We start from the raw sequence: 21310 nt of genomic DNA, 5'->3' as shown, positions 1-21310 counted from the left end.
TTTCATGGGCCTTAAAAAGTTTCTTGAAGACATCGAGCCTCATTTTGAGCCAGGTGGAAAACATGAGAAGTGGTTTGCTTTATATGAAGCTGCTGCAACGTTGTTTTATACACCGGGCCTAGTGACGAAAAAAAGCTCACACGTGCGTGATAGCGTTGATTTAAAACGCATCATGATCATGGTTTGGTTTGCGGTATTCCCTGCTACTTTCTGGGGAATGTACAACGCAGGCGGCCAAGCCATTTCTGCCTTATTGCACATGTCTGCATCTGGTCAGCTGGATTTAGCAGCAGCAATCGCAGGCAACTGGCACTACTGGTTGACCGAAATGCTGGGTGGTACCATTTCTGCTGAGGCAGGCTGGGGCTCCAAAATGTTGCTCGGGGCAACTTACTTCCTACCAATTTATGCAACCGTCTTTATTGTTGGTGGTTTCTGGGAAGTATTGTTCTGTATGGTACGCAAACATGAAGTGAATGAGGGTTTCTTTGTTACTTCAATTCTGTTTGCTTTGATTGTTCCACCCACGTTACCACTTTGGCAAGCGGCATTAGGTATTACCTTTGGTGTTGTGGTTGCGAAAGAAATTTTCGGTGGTACTGGACGTAACTTCCTAAACCCTGCGTTGGCTGGTCGTGCTTTCCTGTTTTTTGCTTATCCAGCACAAATTTCAGGGGATACAGTATGGACGGCTGCTGATGGTTACTCAGGTGCAACTGCACTTAGCCAGTGGGCGCAAGGTGGTTCAGGCAGTCTTGTACATACGGTAACCGGTGAGACGATCACTTGGATGGATGCCTTTATTGGTAATATTCCAGGCTCGATTGGTGAAGTATCTACACTGGCGCTGATATTAGGCGGTATATTTATCGTCTATATGGGTATCGCCTCATGGCGTATTATTGCCGGCGTTATGATTGGTATGGTGGCGTTAGCAACCTTATTTAATGTGATCGGCTCTGATACTAACCCTCTATTTAGTATGCCTTGGCACTGGCATTTAGTGTTGGGCGGATTTGCATTCGGTATGATTTTCATGGCGACTGATCCTGTCTCCGCCGCGTTTACCAATAACGGTAAGTGGGCATATGGTATCTTAATTGGTGCTATGTGTGTCCTCATTCGTGTGGTTAACCCAGCGTATCCTGAAGGGATGATGTTGGCTATCCTGTTTGCAAACTTGTTTGCACCTCTGTTCGACAATTTGGTTGTAGAGAGAAATATCAAACGGAGAGAAGCCCGCTATGGCAAGTAATAACGATAGCATTAAAAAAACGCTGTTGGTTGTTATCGCATTGAGCCTAGTGTGCTCGATTGTGGTTTCTGCTTCAGCGATCATTTTAAAAGACCGCCAAACCAATAATGCTTTGCTTGATATGCAAAGTAATATTGTCTCGGTGGCGGGCTTAGAAGCTCGTAATCCGCAAGAAATTCAAGCACAGTTCCGCTCCAATATCGTGCCTCGTTTGGTCGATTTTAGTACCGGTAATTTTGTTGAGGGAGATGCGGCAAACTTTGACCAGCGAGCAGCGTCGCGTAATCCTAGTGAGTCTATTCGTCTACCAGCCGATCAAGACCCAGCTAAAATCCTACGTCGCTCCAATCTTGGTGTTGTCTATTTAGTTAAAGGCGATGAAGGGTACACCAAAGTTATTTTACCGATGCACGGTAACGGCTTATGGTCGATGATGTACGCTTTTGTTGCTGTAGAAATGGATGGTAATACTGTTGCGGGCATTACTTACTACGAGCAGGGTGAAACTCCTGGGCTTGGTGGTGAAGTAGAAAACCCAAGATGGCGTCAACAATTTGTAGGTAAGCAATTGTTTGATGAAAATCATCGTCCAGCGCTTCGCGTCTACAAAGGTGGTGCGCCTGAAGGGTCTATTCACGGTGTTGATGGACTGTCTGGAGCGACACTGACGGCTAATGGTGTACAACATACGTTTGACTTCTGGTTGGGTGACATGGGCTTTGGTCCATTCCTTGCAAAAGTTCGTGACGGAGGCCTGAACTAATGGCTAACGCAAAAGAAATGAAAAAAAGCTTGTTAGCGCCAGTGTTGGACAATAACCCAATTGCACTACAAGTGCTTGGTGTGTGTTCTGCATTAGCGGTAACAACTAAGCTAGAAACTGCTTTTGTTATGACACTTGCGGTTATCTTTGTAACTGCATTTTCTAACTTGTTTGTTTCTATTATTCGTAATCACATTCCTAATAGTGTGCGGATTATCGTGCAAATGGCGATTATCGCTTCGTTGGTTATCGTGGTTGACCAGTTCTTAAAAGCTTTCTTATACGATATTTCTAAACAACTATCGGTATTCGTTGGCTTGATCATTACTAACTGTATCGTTATGGGACGCGCCGAAGCGTTTGCGATGAAATCAGCGCCCTTACCCTCATTGATTGACGGTATCGGCAATGGGCTAGGTTATGGTTTTGTCCTGATCACAGTTGCTTTTTTCCGCGAACTGCTTGGCTCTGGTCAACTGTTTGGTTTAGAAGTCTTGCCACTGGTAAGTAACGGCGGATGGTATCAGCCCAATGGTATGATGCTGCTCGCGCCATCGGCCTTCTTCTTAATCGGTTTCTTGATTTGGGCTATCCGTACGGTGAAACCAGCACAAGTCGAAGCGAAGGAGTAAAACTGCAATGGAACATTATATTAGTTTGCTTGTTCGTTCGATCTTTATCGAGAACTTAGCGCTATCGTTTTTCTTAGGGATGTGTACTTTCTTGGCGGTATCTAAGAAAGTAAAAACCTCTTTTGGCTTAGGTGTCGCGGTTATTGTTGTTCTAACCATTGCCGTGCCGGTGAACAATTTACTCTATAACTTGGTGTTGAAAGACAGCGCGTTAGTCGACGGAGTAGACCTGAGCTTTTTGAATTTCATCACCTTTATTGGGGTAATTGCTGCCTTAGTTCAGATTTTAGAAATGGTGTTGGACCGATTCTTCCCGCCACTATACAACGCGCTAGGCATTTTCTTACCCTTAATTACGGTGAACTGTGCCATCTTTGGTGGTGTGTCTTTCATGGTGCAACGCGATTACAACTTCACTGAGTCGATTGTTTATGGCTTTGGTTCTGGTGTCGGTTGGATGTTGGCGATTGTTGCGCTTGCGGGCATTCGCGAGAAAATGAAATATTCAGACGTTCCTCCAGGATTACGTGGTTTAGGTATCACGTTTATCACGGTAGGTTTGATGGCGTTAGGCTTTATGTCTTTCTCTGGTGTTCAACTGTAAGTCGGGTAGGCCGCAACAATAAAGGAATAGTCAATGCTAAGTATTATCCTTGGTGTCGTGATGTTTACCATTATCGTTCTAGCGTTGGTATTAGTGATTTTATTCGCTAAGTCCAAGCTGGTACCTTCAGGTGACATTACCATCTCAATTAATGGTGAGCCAGATAAGGCCATCTTAACTCAGCCAGGTGGCAAGTTACTCAGTGCCTTAGCGGGTTCAGGAATTTTTGTTTCTTCAGCTTGTGGTGGCGGTGGTTCTTGTGGACAGTGCCGAGTAAAAATCAAATCGGGCGGTGGTGATATTCTGCCTACCGAGCTTGATCATATCAGTAAAGGTGAAGCCCGAGAAGGCGAGCGTCTTGCTTGTCAGGTCGCAGTGAAAACTGATATGGATATTGAGCTTCCAGAAGAGATTTTTGGGGTGAAACGTTGGGAATGTGAAGTTATCTCTAATGATAACAAAGCAACCTTCATTAAAGAGCTCAAGCTACAGATTCCGGATGGTGAGTCAGTACCATTCAGAGCTGGTGGCTATATTCAGATTGAAGCACCGGCACATCACATTAAATACTCTGATTTTGATGTTCCAGAAGAGTATCGTGGTGACTGGGACAAGTTTAACTTGTTCCGCTACGAGTCGAAGGTTGATGAAGATATCATTCGCGCTTACTCAATGGCTAACTATCCTGAAGAGTTTGGGATTATTATGCTTAACGTGCGTATTGCAACGCCGCCGCCAAATAATCCTGATGTGCCACCAGGTCAAATGTCCTCGTATATTTGGTCACTGAAAGCTGGTGATAAATGTACTATTTCTGGTCCGTTTGGTGAGTTCTTCGCTAAAGATACTGATGCAGAAATGGTGTTTATCGGTGGTGGTGCTGGCATGGCTCCAATGCGTTCGCATATTTTCGACCAGCTTAAGCGTTTGAAATCAAAACGTAAGATGTCTTTCTGGTACGGTGCGCGTTCTAAACGTGAAATGTTCTACGTTGAAGATTTTGATGGTCTGGCAGCAGAAAATCCGAATTTCGTTTGGCATTGTGCATTATCTGATCCGATGCCTGAAGACAACTGGGATGGCTATACTGGCTTTATCCATAATGTATTGTATGAAAATTATCTGCGCGATCACGATGCGCCAGAAGATTGTGAATACTACATGTGTGGGCCACCGATGATGAATGCTGCGGTTATCGGCATGTTGAAAGATCTCGGTGTAGAAGATGAGAATATTCTACTGGATGATTTTGGCGGTTAATCGCTAATTATCGCAAAACCGATGGCTGGCTCAGATGAGTCAGCCATTATTTTTCTGCCGAGAGTATAACGTGAGAAAATAGGTCTGTTGATTGCCATACACTCAAACGACGTTAAGTTGTCGTTAGGCGACAGGTAAGTGAATTTCGATACGTAAAGATAACGGATGAAAATGAACACGAATGTTGCCACTACTATGGCTGAAAGTGGTAAGGGATAAAACACACCTATGAGTTCATGATCTAATGAGGTATTAATAAGTGAAGAAATGGCTTGTTGCATTCGCATCGCTAATTTTTATGGCTGGATGTGAAAAATCAGTTGAATTGGTCCATTTAAATGGGCCAACGATGGGGACGACCTACAATATAAAGTACACTCAACAAGCAGGCATTCCTGACTCATCTCATTTACAAACAGAGATCGATCGTTTGTTAGAGCAAGTCAATGACCAGATGTCAACGTACCGTGAAGATTCTGAACTCAGTCGCTTTAATCAACATCAAAGTAGCGAGCCTTTTCAGGTCTCAGAGCAAACGGCAACGGTTGTGAAAGAGGCAATTCGACTGAATGCGCTCACCTTGGGATCATTAGATGTGACGGTCGGGCCTTTGGTTAATTTATGGGGCTTTGGTCCCGAAGCGCGCCGAGATACAGTACCTAGTGAGCAAGAGTTAGCCGCACGAAAAGCCAAAACAGGCATAGAACATTTATCCATTTCTGGGCATTTTTTAAGTAAAGCTATCCCTGATTTATACGTTGATTTGTCAACCATCGCCAAAGGTTGGGGAGTTGATGTTGTTGCCGACTTTATCGAATCGCAAGGGATTGAGAATTACATGGTTGAAGTTGGCGGAGAAATGCGCCTTAAGGGCCTTAATGCTCAAGGCATTCCTTGGCGAATTGCGATTGAAAAACCGTCTGTACAAGAGCGCTCAGTTCAAGAGATAATTGAACCCGGTAATATGGCTATTGCCACTTCTGGTGATTATCGGAATTATTTTGAACGCGATGGTATGCGTTATTCACACATTATTAATCCACAAACGGGTTATCCAATCGATAATAAAGTGGTTTCAGTCACGGTTCTGGATAAATCGAGCATGACCGCTGATGGTCTTTCAACGGGTCTTATGGTGCTAGGTGAAGAAAAGGCGATGGCGGTGGCTGAGTTAAATCAAATCCCCGTATTTATGATTATTAAAACAGATGATGGCTTTAGAGAGGTGGTTTCCAGTGCATTTCAGCCTTATCTTAATCGGTCAAAATAAAGAGTGAGTCAGTTACGATGAGTACTTTTTTTATAACATTTGCTGTCTTTATGGCAGTGATTGCTGCAATGGCAGTAGGCTATATTTTTCAAAAGAAAGTCGTGAAAGGCAGTTGTGGCGGTCTTGGTGCGGTTGGTATTGAAAAGGTTTGTAATTGCCCTGAACCTTGTGATGCTCGTAAAAAACGAGAAGCACGTGCCGCAGCTCGTGCTGAACGGTTAGCAGCATGGGAAAAAGACCGAATTGCTTAATCTTTTTATGTGCGATGAATATACTCAAACAACTTGGAGTTGCAGGTAGGCGGCAAGTGAGTAAATCGCCATGAGCATAGGCAGACTATATGATTGGGGTGTACGAACGCAACCAACACCGCTGCCGCTTCAAGGAGGAAGGGTAAAGCCATTAACGCTTTTCTCAATCAAGTAATCAACACCTCGCCATCTGGGCGAGGTGTTTTTTTATATGCATTTCATAACGAAATATCTATACTGTTCATACATACAGTTTTGTTCGTGATGCGTGATGGGTGAATCGATTCGTAAAATTATTCATATTGATATGGACTGTTTTTTCGCTGCCGTAGAAATGCGTGATAATCCTACCTATCGAGATCGACCATTAGCGGTCGGAGGGAATGAGAAACAGCGCGGTGTGATCAGTACATGTAATTATGAAGCGCGACGTTTTGGTATTCATTCTGCGATGCCAACGGCTCAGGCGATCAAACTATGCCCCCACTTATTGGTGGTGCCGGGTAGAATGTCGGTCTATAAAACTATCTCGCAACATATCCAACAGATTTTTCAGCGTTATACTGCGATTATAGAGCCCCTGTCATTAGATGAGGCGTTTTTAGATGTCAGTGATGCTCAGACTTATTATGGCAGCGCCACATTAATTGCTGAAGCGATTCGGCGTGATATCTGGAATGAACTCCAGTTGACGGCCTCTGCCGGCGTTGCGCCACTTAAGTTTCTCGCCAAAATTGCCTCTGATATCAATAAACCAAATGGACTGTGCGTAATAACACCTGAACAAGTACAAGGCGTTATTGATGGTTTACCTTTAGGTAAAATCCCAGGTGTTGGTAAGGTGAGTTTAGAGAAACTGCATCAAGCTGGATTTTATGTCTGTGAAGACATAAAAAATAGCGACTATCGACAACTGTTGGTTAGCTTTGGGCGCTTGGGAGCTTCACTGTGGAAAAAAAGTCATGGCATTGATGAGCGGCCGATAGTTGTTGAGCGTGAAAGAAAGTCTGTCGGGGTTGAGCGTACCTTGAGTGAAAATATTCAAACTTACGAACAATGTTGGCAACTCATTGAGCAAACTCTATTTCCTGAGCTTGAGCGACGACTAAACCGTTCTTGCCCGCAACGAGGAATCATCAAGCAAGGCATTAAGGTTAAGTTTGCTGATTTTCAACTCACGACGATTGAGCATGGACAAACTCAGCTAGAGCGCAATGATTTTAAATCGCTATTAGCTGATGTCCTTCAGCGTCAAAAAGGGCGAGGAATACGCTTACTGGGACTCAATGTCACCTTAAAACCGCCAGAACCTTTCGTTCAATTAAGCTTTTTTTAATATCAGCAGCAGTGACATCAAACGTTATCTGAATGTTTCATGCCAGATTATGACAATTCACTAACTGGGTCGACATTTCGTTAGGATAAGATGCACGCGACTAAGTTTGAGGAAAATATGAAAAAATTATTGTTACTGTGTGGGCTTATGGTTAGCCCTTCATTATGGGCAATCACCTGTCCTGTTGAATTGCACAATGAACTGCGTATGACTGCGCAGCAGATCGAAATTCATCGCACTGATCAACACGCGGTGATCACCCAACAAAATGAACTGTTAATTTCGGGGCAGCCAATAAGAGTAACGAATCAACAACAAGCGGTGTTAAGAGATTATCGACAACAGATTGATTCGATTTTGGCTGAGACTCAACAATTAACCAATAAGAACTTACAGCGTAGCCGTATCCTATTAGAAGATGTGGCGACTCGCCTTGAAGCTCCTGGAGCTTTTGATAATGTGCAGCATCGGATCGAAGCCTTGTTTAGTGAGGTAGAGGCTCGCTATCATCATCAAGAACAATGGGTGTTTCCTGCGCAAAAATTTTCAGTCACCGAGAAAGAGTGGCAGCAAGAATTTGAACGAGCTCAGCAAGCAATCAGTCAACAATTTTTATCGGATGCTTTTATGGTGATTGCGCAAAAAATGCAGCGCCAAGGAGGAATGAATCTGACTGAACTCACTCGGCAAATGGATGATCTTAAAATCCATGTCACGCAACGTTTAAATGATTACTCACAACAATTGACCAGTGAAGTGACTGCGCTGTGTAGCTCGCTAACGCAATTGCAGCAACAAGAGCAAGTATTACATCAATCTATCCCTAGATTAAAAAACTTCTCATTACTGAATGAATCATAAGATAACGATTGTCGATGGATTGATTTTCGATTATTGTACTAGCTTACTAGTTTGATGATGTGTGAGTGGTTATGACACAAGGTAGTTCACGGGAAACCTTTGGTTCTCGACTTGGTTTTGTTTTAGCAGCCGCAGGAGCAGCGGTGGGGCTTGGAAATATTTGGGGATTTCCTACTCAAGCGGCCAGCAATGGTGGTGGCGCTTTCCTTTTTGTTTATTTAGTGCTTATTTTTGTCGTCGCTTTTCCTATGTTAGTGGTGGAGATGGCAATTGGTCGATCAGGTCAAGCTAACCCAGTCGATAGTATGCGCTCACTAACCAATCATCCTTTAGGTAAAAAGGTTGGTGCTTTCGTTGGCTGGGTAGGATTAAGTGTACCCAGCGCGGTGTTGGCGTTTTATAGTATCGTTGGTGGTTGGATCATCTGTTTTCTGTTCGCCGCGATTACTGATCTGTTGGGATTGACCAATATTAGCTCGTGGCTTAAAGGTTTTTCCGTCGAACGTAATCTATTAGGCACATTGATTTTTTACTTATTAACCATTTTGATTGTTCGTAGCGGAGTCAAACAAGGTATTGAGAAGTGGTCAACACGCTTGATGCCTGCGTTATTCGTTTTATTTGCCGTGCTGTTTGTTTATATCATGATGCAGCAGGGGGCTATGGATGGTTTAAAACACTACTTAGTACCTGATTTTGAAAAAGTGTGGGATAGAAAACTCATTTTAGCGGCGATGGGACAAGGCTTTTTCTCTTTAACGATCGGCGGTTGTTCGATGTTGATTTACGGCTCTTACTTAAGTAAAAAAGAGAACTTACCGAAGATGGCGATGAGCGTTACTTTGGTTGATACCAGTGTCGCGTTTATTGCTGGTTTAGTGGTGATGCCAGCAATGTTTGTGGCGATGCATAATGGTGTACAAATTTATGCTCAAGATGGTTCGTTACTGAGCTCGGATACTTTAGTGTTTACCGTCTTGCCATTAATGTTCGATAGTCTCGGTTTGCTTGGGCAACTGTTTGCGGTGGTGTTTTTCTTATTATTAACCATTGCCGCATTAACCTCGTCGATCTCGATGTTGGAATGTCCCGTCGCTTTGGTAAGTGAGCGCTTTAATACGCCACGGGGAAGCACCAGTTGGGTATTGGGTGGTTTGATTGCGTTATTTAGCATCGTGATAGTGTATAACTTTGCGAGTCTATTTGGCTTGGTTGCGATGGCGGCAACTCAATATTTACAACCGACAGCGGCATTAATGTTCTGCCTATTTGGCGGCTGGGTATGGAGTCGTCATGCTAAGTTCAAAGAGTTGCAACACGGTTATCCCGAGTTTGCAGGTAGTTGGTTTGCGAAAATCTGGCCGTGGTATGTCAAATTTGTTTGTCCGCTTTTGGTGACAACCGTAATTTGGGCTTCTTTTACCTAGCTGATAATAAACCGCAAGATAGATAAATGCCCTTGTTGATAAACCACAAGGGCATTATTGGATCAGACCGGGGATGGTGGCATGATTTGCCCAGTCGTTAATGGTTCTAAATCACTATCGGTCACTTCTTCAATAAAATCACCGACAACTTGCTCAACCATCTCGTCACTTTGACTGAAATAAGCCAAATGAAAGACCGCATCGCCTTCATTGACTAAGGGGAGTGTTTGTTGACCAATCACAATCCCACCTTTGCTAGCTCTTATTTCAACTTCTACATTACCGAGTGGTGAATTAATGTAGGCTAATACTTGGCCTTTTTCGACTTTATCGCCAAGTGAAACGAGGGTTCGCAAAATGCCGTCGGCTTCTGCTCGCTGCCAACTTGTGGATTTGGCGATGACTGAGGTTGGGCGTTTTTTGCGACTTGGGCGCAGCATACCGATTTCTTGCATGACACGTTTTACGCCGACAATTCCAGCATGGATAGCGATAGGATCAAAGCGTAATGCTTCACCCGCTTCATAGGTCAATACGGTAATACCGGCTTTTTCGGCTTCGCTGCGTAACGAGCCATTACGCAGTGGTGAATCTAAAATAACTGGCGTAGCAAACGCTTCAGCGATACGTAAGGTTTCACGATTACTCAGATCAGCGCGAATTTGTGGTAAATTAGTTCGATGTATGGCACCTGTATGTAAATCAATGATGTAATCACAATTAAGTGCGACTTGAGAGAAGAAGTTATGCGCCATTCGTGAGGCGAGTGAGCCTTTTTCACTGCCAGGAAAACAGCGATTAAGATCTCGCCGATCAGGAAGGTAGCGAGATTTATGAATAAAGCCAAACACATTGACTATCGGGACAGTGATTAATGTCCCTCTTAACTTTTTTGGGTCAAGCGAGTTGATCAGTTGTCGAACGATCTCGACCCCATTAAGTTCATCTCCATGAATCGCGGCATTGACCATAAGGACCGGACCTTTCGAGATGCCATGGATGATTTCTATGGGGATGGATAGAGGAGAGTGGGTGTACAGTTTCGCAGCTTCGAGCTCAATGACTCGTTTACTTGCTGGGGGAATGGATTCCCCCAAAAATTGATAATCCGTATTTCGATTAGCCTTTACCACGTGTTTTTGTCCTTCTACTGGCCGCATTCTTCTCGATAAACTCGATGATCAGGCTGGCAATGTCTTTCCCTGTTGCGGCTTCAATGCCTTCTAAGCCCGGTGATGAATTGACTTCCATAACCAATGGGCCTCGTTCTGAGCGAAGTAAATCGACACCAGCAACATTCAGTCCCATAATCTTAGCAGCATCAATCGCTGTTTTGCGTTCTAGAGGGGTAATTTTTACTAACGATGCGGTTCCCCCACGATGTAAATTGGAGCGAAATTCACCTTCAGCACCTTGACGCTTCATGGCGGCAATCACTTTATCACCGATAACAAAGCATCGAATATCGGCGCCACCCGCTTCTTTAATGTACTCTTGCACCATAATGTTGGCTTTTAGGCCCATAAAAGCTTCAATGACACTTTCAGCCGCTTTTCGGGTTTCGGCTAACACAACACCGATACCTTGGGTACCTTCAAGCAATTTAATCACTACAGGAGCCCCTCCGACCATATCTAACAAGTCTTTGACATCATCAGGCTTGCTGGCAAAGCCAGTGATCGGCATACCAATGCCTTTACGAGAAAGTAGCTGCATTGAACGTAACTTGTCACGTGAGCGGCTGATGGCAACAGATTCATTGGCAGGATAAACCCCCATCATTTCAAACTGACGTAATACTGCGGTGCCGTAGAAGGTGACTGAAGCACCGATCCTTGGGATCACTGCATCAAAACCACCGAGCTCTTCACCTTTAAAATGGATCTCGGGTTGGTCTGAATTGATATTCATATAACAGCGTAAGGCATCAATGACTTTTACCTCATGACCGCGCTGTTTACATGCTTCAATCAAGCGCTTCGTGGAGTACAGAGAAGCGTTACGCGATAGAATACCAATTTTCATTATTTATTTTCCTCGAAAGGGATTAAAAAAGATTGTGTAGGATCGACAATCAGTTTGTGATGCATTGCGGTTCTGCCGAGTAACATACGAAACGCCATATTCTCACGATTGGTTAGCGTTATTTCGATCGGCCAGCGTTGACCACCGAGACAAAGATCGGATTTGATCACATAGCGGGATTCCTCGTGCCCACCGGAATCACGCACGATACGTTCATCAATCACTTCGGCTTCACAGACGGTGACTTTATCAACATTATGTTGTAATGGATGAATCCAAAATCTCACCCATAGCGCGTCATCTTTGGTAAAGCTTTCTACTTTAAAAGCGTGTAAACAAGAGGTTCTTGCGCCAGTATCGATTTTGGCTTTTATTTTTTCAATGCCTAAATCAGGAAGGCTAAGTGTTTCTCTCCATCCAACAATCATTTTTTTTGTCATGGTCATTTTTTTGAATATGGTTGTGTATTTGAGCACAGTTGATGCTGCTCAGGAATGGCCCATAAGGGAAGAAAATTAGCAGCATCTCGATACGACAGTCATCGAGTCATCAGCTTGAATCGAGTTAGGTGAATAACTCGGGAAAATTCAAGGGAGCGAACTCTAGCAGCAGATAAAATCCGCAGCTAATGAATAAAATTATTCGTATCGATAAAAAAAATTGATACACCGCTTACTTTATTTTGTGACTGAATAATTCACTCATCCAATCAATGCGTTTGATTGCATCGTATAACCTGTTACGCCGGCAAGTACCAACGGGTTGAGTGAAAATTAGCCTCATTTGAATGATAGGCTTTGTTCGGTTCTGAACAAAGCCTATCATAATTATCGATTAGACAGACTGTTTTGTTGGAATATGTTCCAATAAAGCGACCATTTGTTGCCAAAATAGCGCTACAGTATCTATTTTCACTTTTTCATCTGGAGAGTGAGGGAACTTAATCGTTGGGCCAAAGGAAAGCATATCCATATGTGGGTATGGTTTTTTGAATAGTCCACACTCTAATCCGGCATGAATGACCATGATATTAGGTTTATGGCCATAAATACCTTCATACATATCACGGAAGATGGCCATGATTTCTGAGTCAGCATCGGGTTTCCAACCAGGATAGGCTCCTGAAAAACGAACGTCGGCACCGGCTAATTCGGCGATAGAGGTTAGCATCCCTTCAACTTGGCTGCGTCCAGAATCAATCAATGAACGGATCAAACATAGCACATTCACTTGCTCTGCTTCGGTTGTGATCACGCCGACATTAAGCGAGGTTTCTACCACTCCTTGAATATCGTCACTCATGCGGATCACGCCGTTCGGACAAGCATTCAGTGCGGCAATGAAGCGTTGCTGATCGGCGCTTGAGAATACCCCTTGAGTGGTTTCTTTTGCTTGATTAAAGGTGGTAATACTGGTTTCCACTTTACCCAGTTCAGCGACTAATAATTGCTGGTAATCATTAAACACTTGTTCTAACTGAGTTTCCATTTCTGCCGGGATAGCGACGGTAATAAAAGCTTCTCTTGGAATCGCATTACGTAAGCTCCCACCTCGAAACTCAATTAAACGCAGATCTAATGCTTGAGCGTAAGTGGCAAGAAAACGACCAAGTAATTTATTGGCGTTACCGCGACCAGTATGAATATCACAACCAGAATGGCCGCCTTTTAAGCCTTTTAAGGTTAATTGTCGGGTGACAAAGCCAGAAGGAATCGTTTCACGAGTGATGGCGAAAGTCAGTGCGCCATCAACCCCACCGGCACAGCCCATGTAGACTTCACCTTCTTGCTCTGAATCGGTATTGAGAAGAATATCGCCTTCTAGCCAACCGGCTTGCAGACCAAATGCACCTGTCATGCCGGCTTCTTCATCGATGGTCAATAAAACTTCAAGCGGACCATGTTTGATCTCATTAGAGGCAAGTACGGCCAAACAGGTTGCCATGCCAATGCCATTATCCGCACCTAATGTGGTTCCTTTTGCTGTTACCCATTCTCCATCAATATAAGGTTGGATTGGGTCGGTCGCAAAGTCATGTTGCGTTTCTTCATTTTTTTGCGGAACCATATCAATGTGTGCTTGGAGTACAACCCCTTTTTTGTGCTCCATTCCTGCAGTGGCTGGTTTTTTGATAAACACATTGCCGATCGGATCGCGACGAACCTCTAAGCCTTGCTGAGTCGCCCAATCAATAATGTATTGAGCCAGTGCTTCTTCATGTTTAGAGGGATGAGGGATAGAACAAATTTTATCAAAAAACTGCCAAACAGGGCTAGGTGATAAACTACTGATTTCAGAATGGAATTCAGACACTGATAACTCCTTTTTGTGATTGTCCCCGATCAATGTGCATATTTATGGATGTTTTGCAGAGTAATAAACTGAGATCGGAGGTGAGACGATAATATGAAATAGCATACCATTATGCGAGATCTGGGAGTAGTGGATTTATTATCCTTCTCGATGGCTACCATTTTTCCTGATCGAGATTTACCACGTTCGTTACGCTAGTCACATTGTTCATCGTTGTTCAGTGAGTCGCGATCAAAGTTATCTTTTGTTTATTCGACTGAACGATGACGACAACGTGAAACATTCTGCTTAGAGAGTGTCAATGATACACGTATTATTCAATCGTTTTGAGGCTTTAAGAACGAGAGGAGCTACCCATGTTGAGTGAGGAGCGAAGACATTATTACTGACATTTGTGTAATTAAATTACCAAAACGTGTCATGATTAGTGTTTTTTTGTGATTTTAATCACCAAAAGTATTGTAATTAATTTTCTTGGTGGTATATTTGTAACCAACTTCCCTAGTGAAGAAAAAATGCTCAAAGGATGAGTCCGATTTATCGCCTCCAAGGAACTGAGAAATCAACTTAATGACGTTTGATTTTAAAGGTGATAGCTATGAATAAAGGTTTATCTTGCGTAATGTTCTGGAAAAACAACTCTGTTTTTACTAGCAACTTTACTTATCCGTCAAGCTTTGGTTATTAAATTAACCACTTGAAAGTTATATGTTTTTGTTCACCCCTATATTAGAATCTATTGTTAATCTACAGTGATTAAAATAATTCACCGCCATCTGTACTCAGATGGCGTTTTTTTATGCTTAACGATCCATAATAATCCTTTGCTCAGCGGATGAGCATTGTCCTCGCGAGTATCAGTTCACGAACGTTGGTCTGGCGCTGTCACGTTTTTAGCATAGATAAAGTCGTTTTTTTCCTACAGATTGATAGTAGTTGTGTATGGAAATTATCAGTTGATAACTTTATAATTCCCGCCAATCGATTACGCAACCGTTTACTTTGTCTGTATTAGGATTCTAACATGTTGGAAAAACTGTTTAAACTCAGTGAAAATGGCACAACCGTGCGCACTGAGATCATTGCCGGGATCACGACGTTTCTGACCATGGCTTATATTATTTTTGTGAATCCGGCAATTTTAGCGGATGCAGGAATGGACCGTGGTGCTGTTTTTGTGGCGACCTGTTTAGCGGCAGCGATTGGCTGTTTTATTATGGGTTTTGTCGCTAACTACCCGATAGCGCAAGCCCCTGGCATGGGGTTAAATGCTTTCTTTACCTATGTTGTTGTACTTGGCATGGGGTATACGTGGCAAGTGGCGTTAGCGGCGGTATTTTGCTCAGGTATTTTATTTCTCCTATTGAGTCTATTTAAGATTCGTGAATGGATCATTAATTCGATTCCAATGTCGTTACGCACGGGTATCTCTGCCGGCATTGGCTTGTTTTTAGCATTTATCGCGCTTAAAAATGCTGGTATTGTGGTCGATAACCCGGCAACTTTGGTGTCAATGGGAGCGATTACCTCGTTGCCTGCTGTGTTGGGGGCGTTAAGCTTTTTCTTCACGATTGCTCTGGTTCATCGCGGTGTTAAAGGGGCGGTGATGATCGCTATTTTAGCGGTGACTATTTTAGGGTTGATTGTTGGCGATGTGACTTGGGGAGGCATCATGTCTACGCCACCAAGTATTGCTCCAACTTTCATGCAGCTTGATTTTTCAGCCGTATTTGAAATCGGCATGATTTCAATTGTGTTTGCTTTCTTGTTTGTTGACCTGTTTGATACCGCTGGAACTCTCGTTGGAGTGGCAAACAAAGCGGGTTTCATTGGTAAAGATGGTAAAATTCCACGTTTAAATCGAGCATTGCTTGCTGACTCGACAGCGACGTCTGTCGGCGCATTATTGGGCACCTCGAATACCACATCTTATGTCGAAAGTGTTTCAGGTGTGGCTGCAGGCGGTCGCACGGGCTTAACCGCGGTAGTTGTTGGCATTTTATTTATACTTGCATTATTCTTCTCGCCATTAGCGGGAATGATCCCTGCCTACGCTACGGCGGGTGCGTTGTTTTATGTCGCGATTCTAATGATGTCCGGCTTGGTAAGTATCGACTGGCGAGATCTTACAGAAGCGGCACCGACGGTAGTGACTTGCTTATTAATGCCTTTAACCTTCTCAATAGCTGAAGGTATCGCACTTGGTTTTATCTCTTACGCCGTGATTAAACTATTGAGTGGCAAAGGTCGACACGTTTCGCTTAGTGTTTGGATTATGGCGATCGTCTTTGTTATTAAGTTTATTCTTGAAGCGTAAATAGGCTCTATTTTCAAATAATTAGGTTCAATCACAATGAGTAAAAAATTCGTAATCACTTGGGACAATATGCAAAATTTTTGCCGTGAATTAGCCCAGCGTCAAATGCCTGCTGAGCAATGGAAAGGTATCCTCGGTGTGAGTCGCGGTGGGTTGGTTCCTGCAGCTATTTTAGCGCGTGAACTTGGCATTCGTTATGTTGATACCGTTTGTATCTCAAGTTACGATCATGACCATCAACGTGATATGACCGTACTGAAAGCACCTGAGCATGATGGTGAAGGTTTTCTTATTGTTGATGATTTGGTTGATAGCGGTGATACGGCACGAAAAATCCGTGAAATGTACCCGAAAGCTAAATTTGTGACCGTTTGTGCTAAACCAGCAGGTAAAGATTTAGTGGATGAATACGTAGTCGATATTGAACAAGATACTTGGATTGAACAACCTTGGGATATGGCTTTAGCTTATGTTGAACCAGTGAATCGTAAGCAAAAATAACGACAATTATTGATTCATCACCAGTTTCCCGCAATTAATCGACATATGGCCCTGCAAAGGGCCTTTTTTTTGATTACTATAAGGTCTAAGCGGTTTAATAATGAGATGCATCATGTCTGAATCAAGTAATATCAACCTATCTGAAACGCTCTTTCAACAGCATAAAGAGGCGAAAGAGACCTCCTCTCTCACCCAATACATGCCGAGCAGTAGTGAGTTTTTTGAACAGAAAATGGAGCAAGACCCTTTTTCTTGGTATCGAAATTTACGCCGTTTACAGTGGGCTTGGTTAGGAATTAATCCGATTGACCAAGAAGAAGTCCTCGCTAACATGGCTTCATCTGAGCATTCTCGTAGTCATGAAAAGTGGTTAGACACGGTGATTGGTTATCATAGCGGTAATTGGACGTATGAGTGGACAAAGCTCGGCGGGCGTTACCATAAGCAAAGTGAAGCCTTAACGGGAGAAGCGGCGGCAGAACGTATGTTTAGTGCTTCCCTTTGCTACAGTATTGCCGGTTATCCTCATTTAAAAAATGATACCTTAGCTATTCAAGCGCGAGTGTTAGCCAATGCTGCTTATAAACATGCCTCTGAACTGACACAGTATACGATTAAGCCATTAGAGTTTGATTATCAAGGTAAGAAAATTCTTGGCCACCTACATTTATCACACACCGATGAGCCACAACCCGTGGTGATCGTTAGTGCCGGTCTTGATAGTTTGCAAACCGATATGTGGCGTCTCTTTCGTGATTATTTGGCTAAACGAAATATTGCGATGTTAACGATTGATATGCCCTCTGTTGGCCACAGTAATCATTGGTCATTAACGCAAGATTCTTCCTGTTTACACCAAGCGGTACTTAATCAATTAGCGCCTTTGCCTTGGGTTGATCATCGTCGAGTTGGTTTAATTGGCTTTCGCTTTGGTGGTAATGCGATGGTCAGATTATCGTTTATTGAATCAGATAAAATTAAAGCGTGTGTCGCTATCGGCGCTCCGGTGCATGATATTTTTGTTTCTCAGCAAAAAATGAAGCTAATGTCGAAAATGTACATGGATGTGTTAGCGTCGCGAATTGGTAAACATGCGGTAGATATTCCGAGTTTATCGGCTCAACTGATGGCGTGGTCATTGAAAGTACAAGGCTTCCTCGCGACTCGACGTACTAAAGTGCCTATTTTGGCGTTGGCAATGGAGGGCGATCCGGTTTCTCCTGCTAGTGATAACCATTTGATTGCGACTTTTAGTCAAGGTGGGCAATCAAAACAGATAAAGAGTGAAAGTCTTACACGAGGATATGAGCAATCCCTCGATTTAGCGATAAAGTGGCTGGAAGAACAACTTTGCGAATGACTTTTGGCTTAAATTAGTTAAGAGTGAATTATCTACGTTTTTAAGCGTATGATTATTAAAAGCAATAATCATTCTTAACAAGGAGAGTCTACATGTCAGAGGCAGCAAAATACCCTACTCATTATCGTTTATTATCGACGTTAAAAGCGATTGGTCCCTATTTACGGGAGGGGCAGTGCCAGGAAGGCATTTATTGGTTTGATTGTTTGGCTTTTTGTATCAATGATAAAAAATCGCCCGAAAAACGTGAATTTTGGGGTTGGTGGATGGAGTTGACGACGACCGAGACGGGCTTTGAGGCTAATTACCGTATCGGCCGCTATAATCTCGCAGGCGAATGGGAAGAGAGTAAACCGACGGCAGCGGCGCTGCCTGAAGTGATTCGTACCCAAGAGGATTTCCATAAAAAGTTAGCTCAAACTTTGCAGCAACGTTTTGAATTAAGTTTATCGCTCCATCAACAGTCGACTGAGTTTGCTTAATTATAGGTTGCCTGCTTTTTTACCATGACCGCGTTATCATTTAATGATTGGGTTGTTGCATTTTATCGTATTAATAAGAGCACTTCCTTTACTGCTCATAGAGTGCTTAGCAGAGTAAGAAATAATTCCCACTAAAAAAAGGTGCTCTTTAGCACCTTTTCTGCTTGTGTAAGAGGCGCTGGATTGCTAAAACATCACCTCTTAAATGTTTTCTTCAACAGACAAAATCATGACAATGAATCAACAGAGCCAAACAGCGTTACAAACCATCGTTGTGAAGCTAGGAACCAGTGTTCTTACCGGTGGAACGTTAGCACTTGATCGTGCACATATGGTTGAGTTAGTCCGTCAATGTGCTGAATTAAAAAAACAAGGCCACAGTGTGGTGATTGTCTCTTCAGGAGCGATTGCTGCGGGTCGAGAGCATCTAGGTTATCCCGCATTGCCCCAAGCCATATCGAGTAAACAGTTATTGGCTGCCGTTGGTCAAAGCCAGTTGATTCAAGCGTGGGAGTCGTTATTTGCGCTTTACGGCATAAAAATTGGTCAAATGCTGTTAACTCGTGCTGATTTGGAAGATCGAGAGCGCTTTTTGAATGCGCGAGATACGATTAATGCGCTGATCGAACACGGCATTATTCCAGTGGTCAATGAAAACGATGCTGTTGCAACCAATGAAATTAAAGTCGGTGATAACGATAATCTCTCGGCCTTAGTCGGTATTTTGTGTGCAGCGGATAAGCTTTTATTATTAACCGATCAAAAAGGTTTGTTCACCGCCGATCCGCGTAAAGACCCCAATGCTGAGTTAATCAAAGAGGTTAAAACCATTGATGATACGTTGCGAAAAATCGCGGGTGGAAGTGGCACAACATTAGGTACCGGAGGCATGGCGACTAAGCTGCAAGCGGCCGATATTGCTCGTCGAGCTGGGATTGAAGTGATTATTGCTGCTGGCCGAGCGCCCAATGTCATTTTTGATGCATTAAGCGACACGCCACAAGGCACACGCTTTTTAGCTCTTGAAGAAGCACTAGAAAATCGTAAACGTTGGATTTTAGCGGGGCCTGCTGCTGCTGGCGATGTGTACATTGATCAAGGCGCGGTTAATGCCTTACTTGGTAAAGGCAGCAGTTTGTTGGCTAAAGGGGTTATTAAAGTCGCGGGCGAGTTTGCGCGCGGCGAGGTCATTTGCGTGAAAGATCAACATCAGCATCTGATTGCCCGTGGTATCAGTACGTATTCCAGTCGCGACTTGAGTAAAATTGCCGGCCAACACAGCACCATGATCATTGATATTCTTGGTTATGATTACGGCGCTGAAGTCATTCACCGTGATAATATGGTTGTAATTCAAGAATAGGGAGAAGAATCGTGGATTTAATCGAAATGGGTAAGGCGGCAAAATCGGCCTCGTTTCAACTTGCTACCGCTTCAACTGCGCAGAAAAACCAAGCACTCGCGATAATTGCGGATGAATTAGAAGCGAATATGGACGCTATTTTAGCGGCGAATGCCAAGGATATTGCTTTAGGGCAAGCGTCAGGTTTAAGTGAAGCGTTGCTCGATAGACTTCTGCTTAATGAATCACGCTTACAGGCCATCGCCCATGATGTGCGTAATGTCATCAGTTTACCTGATCCTGTCGGCAGTGAAATTGACAGTAAAGTCCTTGAAAATGGCATGTCATTAGCTCGTCGTCGTGTTCCCCTTGGTGTGGTGGGCGTTATTTACGAAGCTCGCCCTAATGTTACGATTGATATTGCCGCGTTATGTTTAAAGACCGGTAATGCTGCGATATTACGTGGTGGTAAAGAGACTTTTTTCTCCAATCTTGAGTTAGTTAAAGTGATTCAGTTAGCTTTGAGCAAAGCTGAACTCCCTATGGCTTCCGTTCAATATATCAGTCAACCCGAGCGTGAATACGTTACTCAATTATTAACAATGGATCAGTATGTCGATATGATCATTCCGCGTGGTGGTGCTGGGCTGCATAAAATGTGTAAGGAAAACAGCACCATTCCAGTGATCATTGGCGGTTTTGGTATCAGCCATATTTTTGTTGATGAGAGTGCCGACCTTGATAAGTCGCTTGCGGTGATTGAAAACGCCAAAATGCAACGTCCATCAGCCTGCAACGCATTAGATACCTTACTGGTTCATCAAGCGATCGCTCAACCTTTGTTAGAAAAACTGCAGCATCAATTGCACGATAAACTGACGTTAGTTGTCGATGAACATACCAAAGCACTGCTTCCCGAGGCAAACAATATTCGCCTCGCACAAGCGGGAGATTTTGATACCGAATGGTTAAGTTATACCTTAGGTGTTAAAGTTGTTAGTGGTGTTGAGCAGGCGATCGATCATATGCGTGAGCATAATGCCAGCCATTCCGATGCTATCATGACTAACGATCTGTTCAATGCTGAGCGGTTTGTTAATACCGCGGGTTCTGCTGCGGTTTATGTCAATGCTTCGACTCGTTTTACCGATGGTGCGCAATTTGGTTTAGGGGCAGAAGTCGCTGTATCGACCCAAAAACTGCATGCTCGTGGCCCAATGGGACTTGAAGAGTTGACCAGTTACAAATGGGTTGGTAAAGGAAATTATTTATTACGCAGTTAAAGCCATTTAACTGCTGAATATGATGAGC

The 21310-nt window shown here is 43.5% G+C and carries 20 protein-coding genes; 16 read left to right on the top strand and 4 right to left on the bottom strand.

All coding sequences use genetic code 11. The features are described 5' to 3' along the window. Positions 1-4 precede the first annotated feature (4 nt). The 10 genes from CAG60_RS03885 to CAG60_RS03840 all read left to right on the top strand — a co-directional run bounded on the left by CAG60_RS03885 (position 5) and on the right by CAG60_RS03840 (position 9659). Positions 5-1255 carry an NADH:ubiquinone reductase (Na(+)-transporting) subunit B gene (locus CAG60_RS03885; protein WP_004394623.1) on the top strand — a complete coding sequence of 417 codons (1251 nt, stop codon included), beginning with the start codon at positions 5-7 and terminating at the stop codon, positions 1253-1255. Continuing rightward, positions 1245-2018: a Na(+)-translocating NADH-quinone reductase subunit C gene (locus CAG60_RS03880; protein ID WP_161438340.1), complete on the top strand. Its 774-nt coding sequence runs from the start codon at positions 1245-1247 to the stop codon at positions 2016-2018. The genes CAG60_RS03885 and CAG60_RS03880 overlap by 11 nt, the downstream gene beginning before the upstream one ends. Then, positions 2018-2650, top strand: a complete 633-nt coding sequence (locus CAG60_RS03875) for an NADH:ubiquinone reductase (Na(+)-transporting) subunit D (RefSeq protein ID WP_004394626.1) — start codon at positions 2018-2020, stop codon at positions 2648-2650. Before CAG60_RS03880 ends, CAG60_RS03875 begins: the two co-directional genes overlap by 1 nt. A gap of 7 nt (positions 2651-2657) precedes the next feature. Beyond that, on the top strand, positions 2658-3254 hold the full coding sequence (gene nqrE / locus CAG60_RS03870) for an NADH:ubiquinone reductase (Na(+)-transporting) subunit E (protein WP_004394628.1): 597 nt from the start codon (positions 2658-2660) through the stop codon (positions 3252-3254). A gap of 33 nt (positions 3255-3287) precedes the next feature. After that, positions 3288-4514, top strand: a complete 1227-nt coding sequence (gene nqrF, locus CAG60_RS03865; protein ID WP_004394630.1) for an NADH:ubiquinone reductase (Na(+)-transporting) subunit F — start codon at positions 3288-3290, stop codon at positions 4512-4514. 259 nt (positions 4515-4773) lie between these two features. Continuing rightward, a complete protein-coding gene (locus tag CAG60_RS03860) occupies positions 4774-5784 on the top strand; it encodes an FAD:protein FMN transferase (RefSeq protein WP_154170315.1) in 1011 nt (336 codons plus the stop codon). A gap of 17 nt (positions 5785-5801) precedes the next feature. Continuing rightward, entirely contained in the window at positions 5802-6035 is a 234-nt protein-coding gene (gene nqrM / locus CAG60_RS03855; protein WP_040904064.1) for a (Na+)-NQR maturation NqrM, read from the top strand. A 271-nt stretch (positions 6036-6306) separates the two neighbouring features. Beyond that, positions 6307-7371 carry a DNA polymerase IV gene (gene dinB, locus CAG60_RS03850; protein ID WP_154170317.1) on the top strand — a complete coding sequence of 355 codons (1065 nt, stop codon included), beginning with the start codon at positions 6307-6309 and terminating at the stop codon, positions 7369-7371. A gap of 117 nt (positions 7372-7488) precedes the next feature. Beyond that, positions 7489-8232 (top strand): DUF2884 family protein, encoded by a 744-nt coding sequence (locus tag CAG60_RS03845; protein WP_161438339.1) that lies wholly within the window; start codon positions 7489-7491, stop codon positions 8230-8232. A gap of 71 nt (positions 8233-8303) precedes the next feature. Then, a complete protein-coding gene (locus CAG60_RS03840) occupies positions 8304-9659 on the top strand; it encodes a sodium-dependent transporter (protein WP_161438338.1) in 1356 nt (451 codons plus the stop codon). A gap of 62 nt (positions 9660-9721) precedes the next feature. Here the strand turns inward: CAG60_RS03840 and CAG60_RS03835 are convergent, their stop codons facing one another. The 4 genes from CAG60_RS03835 to CAG60_RS03820 all read right to left on the bottom strand — a co-directional run bounded on the left by CAG60_RS03835 (position 9722) and on the right by CAG60_RS03820 (position 13997). Then, on the bottom strand, positions 9722-10819 hold the full coding sequence (locus tag CAG60_RS03835; RefSeq protein ID WP_004394636.1) for a succinylglutamate desuccinylase/aspartoacylase family protein: 1098 nt from the start codon (positions 10817-10819) through the stop codon (positions 9722-9724). Continuing rightward, positions 10779-11684, bottom strand: coding sequence for a 30S ribosomal protein S6--L-glutamate ligase (rimK, locus tag CAG60_RS03830; protein WP_004394638.1), 906 nt, complete (start codon positions 11682-11684; stop codon positions 10779-10781). The genes CAG60_RS03835 and rimK overlap by 41 nt, the downstream gene beginning before the upstream one ends. Next, positions 11684-12124 carry an ATP-dependent zinc protease family protein gene (locus CAG60_RS03825; RefSeq protein ID WP_040904070.1) on the bottom strand — a complete coding sequence of 147 codons (441 nt, stop codon included), beginning with the start codon at positions 12122-12124 and terminating at the stop codon, positions 11684-11686. Before CAG60_RS03825 ends, rimK begins: the two co-directional genes overlap by 1 nt. Positions 12125-12518: 394 nt before the next feature. Beyond that, positions 12519-13997 (bottom strand): beta-Ala-His dipeptidase, encoded by a 1479-nt coding sequence (locus CAG60_RS03820; RefSeq protein ID WP_161438337.1) that lies wholly within the window; start codon positions 13995-13997, stop codon positions 12519-12521. A gap of 1024 nt (positions 13998-15021) precedes the next feature. Here CAG60_RS03820 and CAG60_RS03815 point away from each other — a divergent pair. The 6 genes from CAG60_RS03815 (at position 15022) to CAG60_RS03790 (ending at position 21282) form a co-directional block, all read left to right on the top strand. Next, complete coding sequence (locus tag CAG60_RS03815) at positions 15022-16314, top strand: NCS2 family permease (protein ID WP_161438336.1); 1293 nt, start codon at positions 15022-15024, stop codon at positions 16312-16314. Between the two features lie 36 nt (positions 16315-16350). Further along, positions 16351-16815, top strand: a complete 465-nt coding sequence (gpt, locus tag CAG60_RS03810) for a xanthine phosphoribosyltransferase (protein ID WP_004394641.1) — start codon at positions 16351-16353, stop codon at positions 16813-16815. A gap of 112 nt (positions 16816-16927) precedes the next feature. Further along, entirely contained in the window at positions 16928-18175 is a 1248-nt protein-coding gene (gene frsA, locus CAG60_RS03805; protein WP_154170323.1) for an esterase FrsA, read from the top strand. A 92-nt stretch (positions 18176-18267) separates the two neighbouring features. After that, entirely contained in the window at positions 18268-18657 is a 390-nt protein-coding gene (crl, locus tag CAG60_RS03800; RefSeq protein ID WP_161438335.1) for a sigma factor-binding protein Crl, read from the top strand. Between the two features lie 229 nt (positions 18658-18886). After that, the gene (gene proB, locus CAG60_RS03795; RefSeq protein WP_154170327.1) at positions 18887-20020 is read left to right on the top strand and encodes a glutamate 5-kinase; all 1134 of its coding nucleotides are present in this window, start codon (positions 18887-18889) and stop codon (positions 20018-20020) included. Between the two features lie 11 nt (positions 20021-20031). Further along, positions 20032-21282, top strand: a complete 1251-nt coding sequence (locus CAG60_RS03790; protein ID WP_161438334.1) for a glutamate-5-semialdehyde dehydrogenase — start codon at positions 20032-20034, stop codon at positions 21280-21282. The last annotated feature ends 28 nt before the right edge of the window (positions 21283-21310 follow it).

It is taken from the genome of Vibrio sp. V33_P6A3T137 (genome assembly GCF_009904835.1).
In the GTDB taxonomy this organism is placed as follows: Bacteria; Pseudomonadota; Gammaproteobacteria; order Enterobacterales; family Vibrionaceae; genus Vibrio; species Vibrio metschnikovii.
Note: the sequence above shows the minus strand (reverse complement) of the source record. Positions and strands in the feature narration are given on the sequence as shown.

Coding starts and splice junctions, on each gene's coding strand:
- CAG60_RS03885 (WP_004394623.1), top strand. CDS start 5: ATGGGCCTTAAAAAGTTTCTTGAAGACATCGAGCCTCATTTTGAGCCA.
- CAG60_RS03880 (WP_161438340.1), top strand. CDS start 1,245: ATGGCAAGTAATAACGATAGCATTAAAAAAACGCTGTTGGTTGTTATC.
- CAG60_RS03875 (WP_004394626.1), top strand. CDS start 2,018: ATGGCTAACGCAAAAGAAATGAAAAAAAGCTTGTTAGCGCCAGTGTTG.
- nqrE (WP_004394628.1), top strand. CDS start 2,658: ATGGAACATTATATTAGTTTGCTTGTTCGTTCGATCTTTATCGAGAAC.
- nqrF (WP_004394630.1), top strand. CDS start 3,288: ATGCTAAGTATTATCCTTGGTGTCGTGATGTTTACCATTATCGTTCTA.
- nqrM (WP_040904064.1), top strand. CDS start 5,802: ATGAGTACTTTTTTTATAACATTTGCTGTCTTTATGGCAGTGATTGCT.
- dinB (WP_154170317.1), top strand. CDS start 6,307: ATGGGTGAATCGATTCGTAAAATTATTCATATTGATATGGACTGTTTT.
- CAG60_RS03845 (WP_161438339.1), top strand. CDS start 7,489: ATGAAAAAATTATTGTTACTGTGTGGGCTTATGGTTAGCCCTTCATTA.
- CAG60_RS03840 (WP_161438338.1), top strand. CDS start 8,304: ATGACACAAGGTAGTTCACGGGAAACCTTTGGTTCTCGACTTGGTTTT.
- CAG60_RS03835 (WP_004394636.1), bottom strand. CDS start 10,819: ATGCGGCCAGTAGAAGGACAAAAACACGTGGTAAAGGCTAATCGAAAT.
- rimK (WP_004394638.1), bottom strand. CDS start 11,684: ATGAAAATTGGTATTCTATCGCGTAACGCTTCTCTGTACTCCACGAAG.
- CAG60_RS03825 (WP_040904070.1), bottom strand. CDS start 12,124: ATGACAAAAAAAATGATTGTTGGATGGAGAGAAACACTTAGCCTTCCT.
- CAG60_RS03815 (WP_161438336.1), top strand. CDS start 15,022: ATGTTGGAAAAACTGTTTAAACTCAGTGAAAATGGCACAACCGTGCGC.
- gpt (WP_004394641.1), top strand. CDS start 16,351: ATGAGTAAAAAATTCGTAATCACTTGGGACAATATGCAAAATTTTTGC.
- frsA (WP_154170323.1), top strand. CDS start 16,928: ATGTCTGAATCAAGTAATATCAACCTATCTGAAACGCTCTTTCAACAG.
- crl (WP_161438335.1), top strand. CDS start 18,268: ATGTCAGAGGCAGCAAAATACCCTACTCATTATCGTTTATTATCGACG.
- proB (WP_154170327.1), top strand. CDS start 18,887: ATGACAATGAATCAACAGAGCCAAACAGCGTTACAAACCATCGTTGTG.